At 41.8% G+C, this 13,028-nt stretch carries 14 protein-coding genes and 1 riboswitch; of the genes, 11 read left to right on the forward strand and 3 right to left on the reverse strand.

What is annotated here, in order from left to right:
• The first annotated feature begins 22 nt into the window (after window positions 1-22).
• The 5 genes from HNQ46_RS09470 to HNQ46_RS09490 all read left to right on the forward strand — a co-directional run bounded on the left by HNQ46_RS09470 (window position 23) and on the right by HNQ46_RS09490 (window position 4,430).
• A complete protein-coding gene (locus HNQ46_RS09470; protein WP_183684468.1) occupies window positions 23-394 on the forward strand; it encodes a RidA family protein in 372 nt (123 codons plus the stop codon).
• A gap of 1 nt (window position 395) precedes the next feature.
• On the forward strand, window positions 396-848 hold the full coding sequence (locus HNQ46_RS09475) for a DUF3290 family protein (RefSeq protein ID WP_183684469.1): 453 nt from the start codon (window positions 396-398) through the stop codon (window positions 846-848).
• 142 nt (window positions 849-990) lie between these two features.
• The gene (locus tag HNQ46_RS09480) at window positions 991-1,623 is read left to right on the forward strand and encodes a DUF421 domain-containing protein (RefSeq protein ID WP_183684470.1); all 633 of its coding nucleotides are present in this window, start codon (window positions 991-993) and stop codon (window positions 1,621-1,623) included.
• A 20-nt stretch (window positions 1,624-1,643) separates the two neighbouring features.
• A complete protein-coding gene (locus tag HNQ46_RS09485) occupies window positions 1,644-4,178 on the forward strand; it encodes a cell wall-binding protein (protein ID WP_183684471.1) in 2,535 nt (844 codons plus the stop codon).
• On the forward strand, window positions 4,179-4,430 hold the full coding sequence (locus HNQ46_RS09490) for a hypothetical protein (RefSeq protein WP_183684472.1): 252 nt from the start codon (window positions 4,179-4,181) through the stop codon (window positions 4,428-4,430).
• Window positions 4,431-4,493: 63 nt separating this feature from the next.
• Here the strand turns inward: HNQ46_RS09490 and HNQ46_RS09495 are convergent, their stop codons facing one another.
• The gene (locus tag HNQ46_RS09495; protein WP_183684473.1) at window positions 4,494-5,075 is read right to left on the reverse strand and encodes a xanthine phosphoribosyltransferase; all 582 of its coding nucleotides are present in this window, start codon (window positions 5,073-5,075) and stop codon (window positions 4,494-4,496) included.
• A 252-nt stretch (window positions 5,076-5,327) separates the two neighbouring features.
• Between HNQ46_RS09495 and HNQ46_RS09500 the strand changes: the two genes are divergently transcribed.
• A complete protein-coding gene (locus HNQ46_RS09500; RefSeq protein ID WP_183684474.1) occupies window positions 5,328-5,867 on the forward strand; it encodes a hypothetical protein in 540 nt (179 codons plus the stop codon).
• 59 nt (window positions 5,868-5,926) lie between these two features.
• Here HNQ46_RS09500 and HNQ46_RS09505 read toward each other — a convergent pair whose 3' ends face one another.
• Window positions 5,927-7,228 (reverse strand): bifunctional folylpolyglutamate synthase/dihydrofolate synthase, encoded by a 1,302-nt coding sequence (locus tag HNQ46_RS09505; RefSeq protein ID WP_243155903.1) that lies wholly within the window; start codon window positions 7,226-7,228, stop codon window positions 5,927-5,929.
• Window positions 7,229-7,333: 105 nt separating this feature from the next.
• Complete coding sequence (locus HNQ46_RS09510) at window positions 7,334-7,852, reverse strand: folate family ECF transporter S component (RefSeq protein WP_183684476.1); 519 nt, start codon at window positions 7,850-7,852, stop codon at window positions 7,334-7,336.
• Between the two features lie 44 nt (window positions 7,853-7,896).
• Window positions 7,897-7,998, reverse strand: a riboswitch (THF riboswitch).
• Between the two features lie 233 nt (window positions 7,999-8,231).
• Here HNQ46_RS09510 and HNQ46_RS09515 point away from each other — a divergent pair.
• The 5 genes from HNQ46_RS09515 to HNQ46_RS09535 all read left to right on the forward strand — a co-directional run bounded on the left by HNQ46_RS09515 (window position 8,232) and on the right by HNQ46_RS09535 (window position 13,028).
• Window positions 8,232-8,711 carry a CidA/LrgA family protein gene (locus HNQ46_RS09515; protein ID WP_007156237.1) on the forward strand — a complete coding sequence of 160 codons (480 nt, stop codon included), beginning with the start codon at window positions 8,232-8,234 and terminating at the stop codon, window positions 8,709-8,711.
• Complete coding sequence (locus HNQ46_RS09520) at window positions 8,711-9,409, forward strand: LrgB family protein (protein WP_007156236.1); 699 nt, start codon at window positions 8,711-8,713, stop codon at window positions 9,407-9,409. The genes HNQ46_RS09515 and HNQ46_RS09520 overlap by 1 nt, the downstream gene beginning before the upstream one ends.
• Before the next feature lie 108 nt (window positions 9,410-9,517).
• Window positions 9,518-10,675: a M14 family zinc carboxypeptidase gene (locus tag HNQ46_RS09525; protein WP_183684477.1), complete on the forward strand. Its 1,158-nt coding sequence runs from the start codon at window positions 9,518-9,520 to the stop codon at window positions 10,673-10,675.
• Between the two features lie 167 nt (window positions 10,676-10,842).
• Window positions 10,843-12,522, forward strand: a complete 1,680-nt coding sequence (locus HNQ46_RS09530) for a glutamine--tRNA ligase/YqeY domain fusion protein (protein WP_183684478.1) — start codon at window positions 10,843-10,845, stop codon at window positions 12,520-12,522.
• Between the two features lie 11 nt (window positions 12,523-12,533).
• Complete coding sequence (locus HNQ46_RS09535) at window positions 12,534-13,028, forward strand: hypothetical protein (RefSeq protein ID WP_183684479.1); 495 nt, start codon at window positions 12,534-12,536, stop codon at window positions 13,026-13,028.

The following is a 13,028-nucleotide window of genomic DNA, read 5'->3' on the forward strand; positions in this document are numbered from 1 at the left end:
TCCACAGAAAAGGAGATGTACAATGAAAAACGTATCAACAACAAATGCACCGGCAGCTATCGGACCTTATTCTCAGGGCTATGTTGTAGGAAATTTAGTATTTGCTTCCGGACAGATTCCTGTAGATCCTGCTACAGGAGAGGTTGCAGGACCGGACATCGCAGCACAGGCTGAGCAGAGCTGCAAGAATGTTAAGGCTGTAATCGAGGCAGGCGGAAGTGATATTTCCAAGGTTTTCAAGACCACTTGTTTCCTTGCTGATATGGCTGATTTTGCTACCTTTAACAGCATTTATGAGAAGTACTTTACTTCCAAGCCGGCACGTTCCTGCGTGGCAGTAAAGACCTTACCAAAGAATGTTCTTTGCGAAATCGAGGCTATTGCGGAGATCTAATATGAAATTTTATTCCTATGAATATTTATTAAGTAGGATAGAAGTGACCAACTGGCTGCAAATCACCTTTGCAGCCATTTCGGCACTTCTATTGTTGTTTGCACTGCTTATGTCTTTCAGAGACAAAAAGACCAGCAAGTATAGAGAGCTATCATTAATTGCTCTTTTATTAGTGGTCATCGCTATCGGAGTCCATATTAATAACTATCAAAGTCATAAGAGGATTGATGATCAATATAGTACTGCCTTAAGAGTAGTTGAGCAGGTTTCAGAACTTTTAGGGGTAGATAAGGACGAGCTCTATATCAATACACAGGCAGCCCGGGACGGGGCAATTGTTAAAACAAAAGATGACCGGTATTATCGTATCATTTCAGTAGACAGCGATGTTCTTCTGGAGAAAATGGAATTGTATAATCCACAGATAGAAATTGTTGATGTGGAACAAAAGTAAGAAAAAGAGAAGCTGTAATGTAGTAGTATGGGAAAATTAGCTTTAGCGTTTAGAAAAAATAAAAGTAATTCCTTTAAGAATATTGTATCGGAGAAGTATCAGTAACTTTAAAATGAAATTGGAAATTGTGGAGAAAATGTAAATGATTGTATCTTACATTAGTATAGCTATAAAACTGGCTTTGGGACTTCTGTCTCTTGTCATGGTTATCAACTTTACCGGAAAGGGAAATTTAGCGCCTTCCTCTGCCAGTGATCAGGTACAGAATTATGTATTGGGTGGTATTATTGGCGGTATGATTTATAACGAAAATATCGGGATTTTACAATTTATGATTATCCTGATGATTTGGTTTTGTCTTGTTCTTAGTATAAGATGGTTAAAAACCAATAATACTTTTTTAAAAAAGGCAATTGACGGAGAACCTGCGCTGCTGATTTCCAGAGGAAAGTTGGATACGGAGGCTTGCAGAAAAGCAGGACTGACCGCCCATGATATTATGTTTAAACTGCGTAGCAATAATATTTATAGCATTAAGAAGGTTAAGCAGGCTGTTTTAGAGCAAAACGGGCAACTGATTTTGGTTATGTCAGGAGAGGAAAACCCAAGGTATCCTCTGGTTACGGACGGTACCGTTCAGATGCAAGCCTTAGATAGTATAGACAAAACAGAAGAATGGCTTTTGGAGAAGCTAAAGGAGCAAGGAGTAGAATCTGTTTCCGAAGTATTCTTGGCTGAATATGAAAATGGAAACCTGAACATTGTCCTGTATTAAAGCGAAAAAAGGAGGAGTGCATGAAGTGTAAAGTTTGCGGTACGGAAGTAAAAGAAAATCAACGGTTTTGTCCTACCTGTGGCTTGTTGCTGGATCTTTCTTTCTCCCCCTTTCAAAACATTGAAGTTCAGCCGGAGCCGGAAAAGGATGAGGATCCTGAATTTTTAAAACAACAAATGCTGGCACAGGAAGAGGCGGAGAGCGAGGAAGAGTCTTTAGAAAATCTTCCTTTGAAGAAAAATGTTGATGAATTCCTGGAGGAACAAAAAGAGGCCGGAGAGCTGGAATATGCGCCGGAGGAAGAAGCTTCACAGGAAGAACTTGATACGAAAGCTATACAAGCAGAGGCTGTAAAGGAGTCTGTAGATTCGGAAGAGAAAGAAGAATCAGATGCCGATACACTTTCAAGAGGACCGGAAGAAATCAATACTGATGCTCTTTCAGAAGAACCGGAAGAAATCAATACAGATACTCTTTCCGAGTACCAGGAAGAAATTAACACCGATGCTTTTTCCGGAGAACCGGAAGAAATCAATACAGATACTCTTTCCGAGTACCGGGAAGAAATCAACACCGATGCTTTTTCCGAGGAAAAGGAAGAAATTAATACCGATGCCCTTTCCGAGGAACAGGAAGAAGCCAGCTTTATTGAAGCTTTTTTCCGAGAGAAGGAGAATGCATCGGGACATCCCGAGAAAGAAGCTGTTGATGCGGAGGAAGCTCTGTCTAAGGATACTAAAGAACAGGAACCGGAACAGAATGAGTCTAAAATAGAAGACATTGCGGAGGAGAATCCGGTAGAGGCGGGAATAAGGTCAGAAGATTCTGAAGAGGAAGATTCTGAAGAGGAAGAGCCTGAAAAGGAAGAGTCTAAAGAGGAAGAGCCTGAAAAGGAAGAGTCTAAAGAGGAAGAGCCTAAAAAGGAAGAGTCTAAAGTGGAAGGCCTTCACGAGGACGAGATTCAACAGGAAGACTCTCAACAGGTGGAAGAGCAAGAGCCGGAGGAGAGAGATTCTTTAAAAGAGAATCTTCAGCCTGAGGATTCTGCCGTGGCTTCAGAGGAATTTCCTTTAGAGGATGAGCCCATTACAGTTATTGAAAGAGGACTTTTCCGGGAAGAAGTACAGGAAGAGGAAGAAGAGCCGGAGGAGAAAATCCTTTCCTTACAAGAAAAGCGTAAGGAAATGGAGGAAAAGCTTGCTTTTGAGGGGGAAATTCCGGATGATCCTGATGATTTCCAGGATAAGGCAGCCATCCCTCCCACCTCTGTAGGAGAATGGAAAAAGGGCTGGCAGAAATGGAAAAAGGCAGCTCCGTTAGCAATTATTCCTGTTTTGGGAATTGCTTATCTTTGTTATCAAAACTTGCCCGCTACCCAATATGACAACTTACTGAAGAAGGGAACAAAGCTTATTCAGACTGAAAAGGGAGAAGAGGCTATAGCTCTTTTAGAGGGAATGCCACAAAACCTTACGAAGAACAGCAAATATTATCTTCTTTTGTCAGAGGCCTATGGTAAGGCAGGAAGACATCAGGAGGCGGTAAAGGCCTTAGAAGAAGCGAAAAAACTGTATCCGGAGGATACAGAGGTTCAGACAGCATTGTTTCTTTTGGATCCCAAGGTGGAATCGGATTTACAGGGAGACAGTTTTACCGACCCTGTGGAAATCAGCTTAAAAAGCAGTGGAAAGAAAATCATTTACAGCATAAGCGGAGGAAAAGAGGATATTCAGAAAGAAGAATATCGTGCTCCGATAAAGCTGAGTCGAAACGGTGATTATACTTTGACAGCCTATGCACAAGCCAGTGACGGTAGTATGGGAGAAAGCTACAGTAAGAGCTTTAGCATTAGTCTGGATCCGGAGAAGTATCATCTGTCCCAGTTTGTGGATGAAGAGGGAGGACGTTCCTATATCGATGAAAATGGAGATAGAGTCACCGGATGGAAGGAAATTGCCGGAAAGTACTACTATTTTGATGAAAATGGTATTATGCAAAGCGGTTTCCAAGATATCGGAGGAGAGCGCTACTATCTCAATGCCGATGGAACCATGCAGACCGGTCGTCTGGACTTGGAAGGAAAGACCTACTTCTTCGATCAGGATGGGCATATGATTAAGGATGCCTGGGTTGATAATCTTTACTATGTAGGGGAAGATGGCGTAATGCTTCGGAATCAGGAAAATAAGGAAGGGGTACATTTTGATGAGGATGGAAGGCGTGCCTTCCTAGCCGCTGATTTGTATGCCGCTCATCCGGACAGTATCGTCGTAGTGGAAAGTAAACAGAGAAAAGAAAAGTCTTCTTACTATCTTTTCCCGGCAAAGATTTACTATCAGAAGAAAAACGGCAGAGCCAGCGGTAAAGTGGCTTATGAGACGGAAATCAAGGTTTCTAAGATGGCCATAATGAGTTACTTGGATGAGAATCTGCCCAGCATTACCGCAAAGGACGCCGTATCCTTCCTGCCGACTTTGTCCATGCAAAATATTAAGCAGAATAAAGACGGTGTTGTTACAAGCTTTGCTTTTGTTTTGGGAGAGAGGCGCAGTTAAATGAATAGAAGTGTGGTGTTGGCGATTGCCATCAATGCCAAGTGGCTCCTTCCCTTCCTGCTTTTATCTTTCTTGTTTATCGTAATTCTTACAGCGGTTATCTATAAAATCATGTGGTTCCGCTTGGAAAAGATAATTAAAGAGAAAGAGAAAGAAAAAGACGGTGTTGAAAAAATAGAAGAAGATTCTTTTAAGAAGGAAGAAAAAGCGGTTCTTAGCAAAATGAATGAAATTCTTCAGAAAGAAGAGTAGAGAAAAAAGGGCTGAAAAAATCAAAATATTTTGATTTTTTAGCCCTTTACTTATGCATCATTTTTATGGAGTCTCTCTGAAAGTAATATTTCCATCATCTGTCATCTCATCAATGATGGCCAAACTATAAACTTCATGCCCCATTTCTCTAAGTTCCTTACCACCGCACTGGAAGCCTTTTTCGATGGCAATACCGATGCCGGAAATTTCCGCATTGGCCTGCTTACAGATATCAATAAGACCTCTCATGGCCTTTCCTACAGCCAGGAAATCGTCAATCAGCAAAACCTTGTCCTCAGGTCCCAAGAATTTCTTGGAAAGGGTTACGGTGAAATCTTTATTGTAGGTAAAAGAATGTACAGTGGAGGTGTAAAGATCGCCGTCAAGATTTTTACTCTTTGCTTTTTTGGCAAAAACAACCGGAACATGAAAATACTGTGCTGCACAACAGGCAAGGGCGATTCCGGAAGCTTCAATGGTTAAAATACGAGTAATCCCTTTGTCCTTAAAACGCTCATAGAATTCTTTTCCCAGTTCTTCCAAAAGAGAAACGTCCAACTGATGGTTTAAAAAGCTATCCACCTTTAAAATATTTCCCGGTCTGACTTGTCCATCCGCCTTGATTCTTTCTTCCAGCAGCTTCATTTGATCCCTCCATTTTATCCTTGACTCAGCCTATGATTCTACTCCTCTCAAAGTTCCCTGATTTCCTTTATTTAGGAAAACAAAAATGAACTTGTTTCAGAATAGTATGTATAGTAAAACATATTGTAGAAAAAAGAAAGGGGTTGGAAAGAAGATAATAGAGAAAAGCAAAGAAATTACGCAAATTTCTCAAAAGCAATTCCCTTTCCCGGAATAGAAGCTCATTTTTGGAAAAATAAGAAAGGAAAGAAAATGGATCAATGGAGCATCCCCATAGGGTATCAAGAGGTATTAGAAGATTATGCACAGAAAAATGCAGTGACAAGAGAAACGGCGTTTTCCAATCTGATGGATTTTATTCAATTAAAGGATCAGTATTTCTCTCGGATTTTGGTTTATATTGAAAATGCGGAGCAATACTTGGATGGGGGCGAGGAGATTCCGGAGCAGGAGCTACAGTTGGCTTATATGGAAAGCTTCGGAGAAAATACAGTAGGAGCCATGGCAAAGTGCTATTTTCGAAGATCGGAAAGCAAAGATATTCTTTTGGCGGTGGGCTATGACAGTGAATTAAGTACCTGGGAAATTTTAAGCTTTTTCCAAAGAAAGATTCCTTCCATGGACTTAGAGGGAGATACGCTATGCCTCTACTATGTTAAGGATATGAACAGACTTCCCGAAGCAAAAAAAAGCTTCTCCCTCTTGGAAAATGAAGAAGGAGAAGAGTATTGTAAGGCAGGATATTTTCCCTCCATCTATGTAGATGAAGAGGAGGAATGGGAAGAGGAGTAAGATTCCTAAGAGTGCTTTTTCTTAGAACTTACTTTCTTGGCTAAATCGAATAGGATGTCCTAGTGGGAGCTATAATAGTTTCTAAAGAAATTTCGAATCTGTCCTACCTGATACAAGGAACCCAGACAAAGAAGGAGAGTTTTCTCTTCTTCTTTTTTTACTGCATTCAGATTCCATTCCAGACCTTCTTCCAAGCTTTCGGGACAACGAATTTCTCCATCAAAGTGAGCTTGCCATTGCTCCTTTAAGATTTCAGGATTTTGGCCTCTATGGCTTTCTACCTGGAAGAAACTAAAGCTTAGAGTATTGGTTTTTAAAAGCTCCAACATGGTCATATAATCCTTATCCGCCATAACGGAAAAGAAGATTCTCTTCTTGTAGTTCGGAAAAAGCATTTCTATAGAGCGAACCAAACTGTTTACCGCCTGGGGATTGTGGGCTCCATCAAGAATAATCAAAGGACGTTTTTTTAGAATTTCAAATCGTCCCGGCCATGTAACTGTCATAAGCCCCTGCTTTACGCAGTCCTCAGGAATGGAAATGCCTCTTTCCTTCAGACAGTCTATCGCATCACAGATGACCATGGCATTGTCCAATTGATAATCCCCCAGTAAGGACAATGCATATTCCTTTCTCTCACGATAGGAAAAGTATTGGTAGCCGTTATCAATATGGAAGGAATAGGAATGAAAATATTTGGGATTGGTAATATGTAGCTTTGCATTTTTTTCTTTGCAAATTCTTCGAATCTCTTCCATGACCTCAGGCTTCTGATGCATTAATACCACAGGAGTATCTTTTGCAATAATACCGCCCTTTTCCCGGGCGATTTCTTCCAGAGTATCTCCCAAAATAGCGGTGTGTTCCAAACCGATATGGGCTATAACGGACAATTCTTTATGGGGAATAACATTGGTGGCGTCCAGTCGTCCTCCAAGACCTACCTCCAGGACCACATAATCTACACCCTTTTCCAGAAAATAACAAAAGGCCAGGGCAGTCAGCATTTCAAAGGAATTGGGTTTCTCCTCTTCCAAGCTTTCGCTTAGCTCCCGCATTTTTAGACAAAGTCTTTTTAAATCCTCATCGGAAATCATTTCTCCGTCAATGGTGTAGCGTTCATTCATGATTTCTATATGAGGGGAAATATACATCCCGGTTTTATAACCGGAAAGGCTTAAAATCTGTTGCAGGCTTTTCGCGACGGAACCTTTTCCGTTGGAGCCGGCAATATGGATAAACCGAAGCTTATTTTCCGGATTTCCACATTTTTTTAATAAATTTCTGGTTGGTTGAAGACCCATTTTACAACCGTACCAATCGTTTACCCCGAGAGTCTCCATACATTCTTCCCAAGTCATTTTAAAATCATCCTCCTTATATAAAGAACAAATTCTTTCCATAGAAAAACAGAGTAGCGAAAGCAATGAACAGCACTGCATTCGTTACTCTGTATTATAAATGTTTTATTTTGCTATCGCATGAAAAATTTTGCGTTTTTCAAACAGCAAGACGATTGCATTAATGGCAAAGTATTGAAGAATACTGTTAATCAGCACTTGAAGAACACGGAACTGCATCAAAGGAAGAAGAGGGCTTCCGGTGCTGAGGGTCAGTAAGTAGCTGTTGATGACTAAGCTGCAAAGCAGCTGGCTGATTAAGATCGCAAGGAGAATACGATATTGGCTTCGATTTTTCTCCAAACAAAGGCTATATATCACTGCAGTTAATCCTACAGATAGAGTGTAGCCCGGCATATAAGGAAAGGGGGAAAATAAAAAGCACCCCAAGATATCGGAAACACAGGCAATTAAAACAGCCGGAACCATTCCCAGATACACAGAGGCAAAGACAATGGGGACAAAGCCGAAACCGATACGGAAATTCCATGCCTGTACCGACAGAAATCGGGTCAAAATAATCTGAATGGCAACCAGCATAGAAAAGGTGACAAGATTTTTGACATTAAACACGTTCTTATTCATAGACCGCTCCTTTCGTGCGCTGTAAAGAAGCTGTCTTGCTTCCTGGCAGCGGGATGCGAAAATAAAACTGGGAACCGATTCGGCTCTTCGTCTCGACACCAACTCCCTGTGTGTCGGGCACTAACCACTTTATTCTCTACTCTGCAAAAAGTTCTAAGGGCATAGTAATGCCTATTCCGCGTTTTGTAAAGGATAATCCCTCTAAAATCCTGCTTTTTCAAAAGGAATTTTAAGAAAATTATTGGAAGAAAATTCCATCTCAAAATTTATTTTATTTTTTCTGTTTTTTTTTTAGAAAGGAAGAAAAGATGCACGGTTTTTCTTGTCAAAAAAGAAATAGGGGACTACACTGTAGTAGTTTTTGTGGGAGGAGGGTTCGATGAAATTAATCCGACAGGTGACATGGATCATCTTTTTTACTTTCTTAGGAGAAATGTGTAATAAACTTTTGCCTTTGCCGGTTCCGGCAGGAGTTTATGGTTTGATTTTTATGCTGATTTTCCTAATGCAGGGAATCATTCCCTTGGATGCGGTAGAGCAGGTAGGAAATTTCATGCTGGAAACCATGAGCATTATGTTTTTGCCGGCTGCAGTAGGGATTATGACCGTAACAAAATTACTGATGCCGGTTTTAGTACCTTACCTTGTAATTATTGTCTTATCCACGATTATTGTTATGGCGGTTACCGGCTTGGTAAGCCAGAGAATTCTAAAAATAACGGAGAGCAGAGAAGATAAAATCAAGGAAATGCGTTCTATGGAGTCTGCATTGGAAAAGAAAGAGAAAATCCAGGAAGAAATTCGAGAGATACAGTTGGAAGATTTAAAACATGGCTTAAAGGGCTTGGAGGAGGATTAATGAAAGAAATTTTAATGAGTTCAGAACACTTCGGTTTTGGCTTAAGTATATTTATTTATCTCCTTGCCATCCAAATCAAGCTTCGTTTAAAGTGGGATTTTTTAAACCCTTTGCTTGTTTCAACCATTATTATTGTGGGAATCCTACTGGCTACGGAAATTCCCTATGCCAAGTATAAACAGGGTGCGGGGCTTTTGAGCTATTTTTTGACACCGGCTACGGTCTGTTTGGCTATTCCCCTCTATAAGCAATGGTCCTTGTTGAAAAATAATTTCAAAGCGGTTTTTTTAGGGATTTTTGCAGGGACTTTGAGCTCTATCGGCAGCATTTTACTGCTTGGTCTATTGTTTCATTTACCTAATGAACATATTTCTACCTTACTGCCAAAGTCCATTACCACAGCTATCGGTATGGGAATTTCGGAAGAAACCGGAGGATATGTAACCTTAACCGTAGCAGCTATTGTTTTAACGGGTATTCTGGGAAGTATTCTTGCGGACCTTGTCTTTCGTATTTTCCCCATTCATCACCCTATTGCCAAAGGTCTTGCTTTGGGAACCAGCGCCCATGCCATCGGTACGGCTAAAGCCTTGGAGCTTGGTGAAGTAGAAGGAGCGATGTCTTCTCTGGCTATCGTTGTTGCCGGAATTCTTACGGTAATTTTGGTTCCTATAGTCAATAATGTGGCCTTTGGATAGAGGCTAAAAAGGGTAAGTCGTCTGTGCCGGGATTGTAAGAAAAATGTCCAAGCTTTTTCCCGGAAGCTTTGCTAAAATGGAGCAGAGAATGAAATTTTAGGAGGAGCAATGAAGAAGAAAAGACTGATACTTTCCCTTGCCTTGAGTCTGTCCCTGTTGGCCTATTCAGGCTTTAGTTTTGCGGACGGTCCGGAGTTGGATGACCATACCACGGTGAACAGCGGTCCCGGAGTAGCGCTGGGAAAGAATGAAAATACCGTTTCCGTAGCAGATTCCTATTTGCAGGTATACTCAGGTGTGCTTTCCGGAGAGAATGTTCCTTTGCTGAGTGACTACGGCTTTTCCGGCCATGGGGTGTATGGCTACAATGAGATGTCCGCCGATTTATTTAAATTGAAGGATGCCTATCCGGCATTACAGTTATCCTCCCTGGGCAAAACCATTGACGGTAGGGAGTTGTATTGCGGTATTGTGGGAAATCCCAATGCCCCGAAGAAGATTTTGGTTCATGCCAGTATTCATGCCAGAGAGTATATTGTGACCAAGGTAGCCATGCGTCAGTTGGCAAGCCTTTTGGAAATGGAAAAGAACAATCAGCGCTATGGCGGTAAAGCCATGAAGGATATGTTGCAAAACTGTGCTGTTTACTTTGTTCCTATGGTGGATCCGGATGGCGTTTCCTTGGTGCAAAACGGTTTGGCCGGTATCGGTTCGGAGGAAGTAAGAAATACAGTGCAAAGCATTGTGGCTAAGGAAAATCCCGGCGATTTAAAGGGCTATTTCCGCTTGTGGAAAAGTAATGCAAGAGGGGTGAATCTCAATAAAAACTTCGATGCAAACTGGTCTATTACCGTAGACAAAAAGGGATACCCTGCAAAGGATGAGTATAAGGGTTCTGCAGTGGAATCTGAGATAGAGTCCAAGGCCTTGGCGGATTTACTTCGAAAAGAAAAATTCACCTCCACCATCAGCTACCATACTCAGGGAGAAGTCATTTATTGGTATTTTGGCCAGGGAGAGTATGTTCCGAAAGCCAGAAGATTGGCGGAAATCGTGCATAAGAATTCTTCTTATCCTGTCATTGATTACTATTCTCCTCAGTATGCCGGAGGCTTTAAGGATTTTGCAGAGCAAAAATACCAGATTCCTTCTGTGACCATTGAGTGCGGAAAGGGTGTCAGTCCTGTACCGGAAGAACAGATTGATAAGATATGGGATGGACAGAAGGGAATTCTTCCGGATCTTCTTTATGATTACATGGGCTAAGATGCAATAGAATATCGAAAAAACTATTTTGGGGGTACGGATTGGAACCGGAAAGCTTAAGCTTCCTTTTCCAAGCGGTACCCCTGTTTTAGCTTTTTCTTGTGAAACAGCTTTTCCTTATGCTATAATAGGCAAATTAAAATAATGATTAAATTTAGGAGGATAAAATGGGGACAGAAGAGATGCTTGGAAAAGAGAATGAGCTTGAGTCCAAGAATTTTATAGAGAATTTCATCGATGAAGATTTGCGGGAGGGAAAGGTTAAGGAAATCAAAACCCGTTTTCCACCGGAGCCCAACGGTTACCTCCATATCGGACACGCCAAGTCGATTTTATTAAATTACGGCATTGCCAAGGAATACAACGGTACCTTTAATCTTCGTTTTGACGATACCAATCCGGTAAAGGAAAAGATGGAGTTCGTGGAGAGCATCCGAAAAGACGTGGAGTGGCTCGGAGCGGATTTTGAGAACAGAATGTTTTTTGCCTCCGACTATTTTCCTATTATGTACGAAAAGGCAGTTTATCTGATTCAGAAGGGAAAGGCCTTCGTAGACGATTTAACGGCAGAGGAAATCAGAGAGTATCGTGGAGACTTTACCACTCCCGGTAAGGAGAGTCCCTGTCGCAATCGTTCCATTGAGGAAAACCTTCGCCTCTTTGAGGAAATGAAGGCGGGAAAATACCAGGACGGAGAGAAGACACTGAGGGCTAAGATTGATATGGCAAGTCCCAATATCAATATGCGTGACCCGGTTATTTATCGTGTCTCTCACATGAGCCACCACAATACCGGAGATGAGTGGTGTATTTATCCCATGTACGACTTTGCCCATCCTATTGAGGATGCGGTGGAGGGCATCAGCCATTCCCTTTGTACTTTAGAATTTGAGGATCACCGTCCTCTGTATGACTGGGTGGTACAGGAGTGCGATTTCCCCTATCCTCCAAGACAGATTGAATTTGCAAAGCTTTACTTAACCAATGTGGTTACCGGTAAGCGTTACATTAAGAAGCTGGTTGAGGACGGTGTGGTAGACGGTTGGGACGATCCTCGTCTGGTTACCATTGCCGCTTTGAGAAGAAGAGGCTATACCAAGGAAAGTCTGGCACAGTTTGTAAAGCTTTCCGGTATTTCCAAGGCCCAGTCCTCCTCTGATTATTCTCTTTTAGAGTATTGTATCCGTGAGGATTTAAAGCTGAAGAGACCGAGACTTATGGCGGTATTGGATCCCATTAAGCTGGTGATTGACAACTACGAAGGGGAAGGAGAAATGCTTTCCATTCCCAATAACTTAGAAAATGAAGCTTTAGGAGATAGGGAAGTTCATTTCTCCGGAGAGCTTTACATTGAGAGAGAGGATTTCATGCCGGATCCTCCCAAGAAATATAAGAGATTAACCATGGAAAATGAAATTCGTCTTATGGGTGCTTATTTTATTAGGGCGGTATCCTATGAGACGGATGAAGAGGGTAATGTGACTGTAGTGCATTGTACCTATGATCCTGCCACCAAGTCCGGCTCAGGCTTTACCGAGCGTAAAGCCAAGGGAACCATTCACTGGGTGGATGCCAAGACAGCATTTTCCGCAGAGGTTCGCTTATATGAGCAGTTGATTGATGAGGAGAAGGGCAAGTTAAATGAAGATGGAACTCTTAACTTTAACCCAAACTCTCTAACCGTGAAGCAGTGTTTCTTAGAGCCTGCATTGGCAAAGGCGGAGCCTTTAGAAAGCTTCCAGTTTGTTCGTAACGGATATTTTTGTGTGGATTGCAAGGATTCTACGGAGGAAAAGCCCGTATTTAACCGTATAGTTTCCTTAAAGTCCAGTTTCCAATTGAAGTAAGGAGGGATACTATGGCAAAGAAGTTTGGATCATTTGTATTTTTTGCAGCTTTAACAGGAGCTGTAGCCGGAGTGATTTCTTATTTGTACAAATACCAGAAGTTTTCCGAGGAAGTTGATAAGGACTTTACGGACGTGGTGGATTCCGCCCATGAGGTGAAGGCATCTGCCCAGAGATCCTATACCGTTCTCAAAAATTCCGTTACCAAGGAGGATTTAAAGGAAGCGGCTAAGGATTTGGGCTATGCGGCAAAGAATCTCGCCATCGATACAAAAAATTTAGCAGTGGATGCAGGAAAAGATGCCTATAGAGTGGTAAGAAATGCTTGGGATAAGAAGGAGAAATTATCCTTTGCCTCTGATGAGAAGGCGGTAGAGGATGAGGACGTAGATGTAGAATTTTACTACGAACCCGAGAACGGCCGAGAGGCTACTGGTCATGAGGGGCATCAGACTCATTATGGGGATGATGAGCATCAGGGGCTGCTTGTGAAGGAAGAAGTGTAA

This window comes from Oribacterium sinus (assembly GCF_014202695.1).
GTDB classification, from domain to species: domain Bacteria; phylum Bacillota; class Clostridia; order Lachnospirales; family Lachnospiraceae; genus Oribacterium; species Oribacterium sinus.

Excerpts from the sequence above, each read along its gene's own strand:
- HNQ46_RS09470 (WP_183684468.1), top strand. The coding sequence starts at position 23 with ATGAAAAACGTATCAACAACAAATGCACCGGCAGCTATCGGACCTTAT.
- HNQ46_RS09475 (WP_183684469.1), top strand. The coding sequence starts at position 396 with ATGAAATTTTATTCCTATGAATATTTATTAAGTAGGATAGAAGTGACC.
- HNQ46_RS09480 (WP_183684470.1), top strand. The coding sequence starts at position 991 with ATGATTGTATCTTACATTAGTATAGCTATAAAACTGGCTTTGGGACTT.
- HNQ46_RS09485 (WP_183684471.1), top strand. The coding sequence starts at position 1,644 with ATGAAGTGTAAAGTTTGCGGTACGGAAGTAAAAGAAAATCAACGGTTT.
- HNQ46_RS09490 (WP_183684472.1), top strand. The coding sequence starts at position 4,179 with ATGAATAGAAGTGTGGTGTTGGCGATTGCCATCAATGCCAAGTGGCTC.
- HNQ46_RS09495 (WP_183684473.1), bottom strand. The coding sequence starts at position 5,075 with ATGAAGCTGCTGGAAGAAAGAATCAAGGCGGATGGACAAGTCAGACCG.
- HNQ46_RS09500 (WP_183684474.1), top strand. The coding sequence starts at position 5,328 with ATGGATCAATGGAGCATCCCCATAGGGTATCAAGAGGTATTAGAAGAT.
- HNQ46_RS09505 (WP_243155903.1), bottom strand. The coding sequence starts at position 7,228 with ATGACTTGGGAAGAATGTATGGAGACTCTCGGGGTAAACGATTGGTAC.
- HNQ46_RS09510 (WP_183684476.1), bottom strand. The coding sequence starts at position 7,852 with ATGAATAAGAACGTGTTTAATGTCAAAAATCTTGTCACCTTTTCTATG.
- HNQ46_RS09515 (WP_007156237.1), top strand. The coding sequence starts at position 8,232 with ATGAAATTAATCCGACAGGTGACATGGATCATCTTTTTTACTTTCTTA.
- HNQ46_RS09520 (WP_007156236.1), top strand. The coding sequence starts at position 8,711 with ATGAAAGAAATTTTAATGAGTTCAGAACACTTCGGTTTTGGCTTAAGT.
- HNQ46_RS09525 (WP_183684477.1), top strand. The coding sequence starts at position 9,518 with ATGAAGAAGAAAAGACTGATACTTTCCCTTGCCTTGAGTCTGTCCCTG.
- HNQ46_RS09530 (WP_183684478.1), top strand. The coding sequence starts at position 10,843 with ATGGGGACAGAAGAGATGCTTGGAAAAGAGAATGAGCTTGAGTCCAAG.
- HNQ46_RS09535 (WP_183684479.1), top strand. The coding sequence starts at position 12,534 with ATGGCAAAGAAGTTTGGATCATTTGTATTTTTTGCAGCTTTAACAGGA.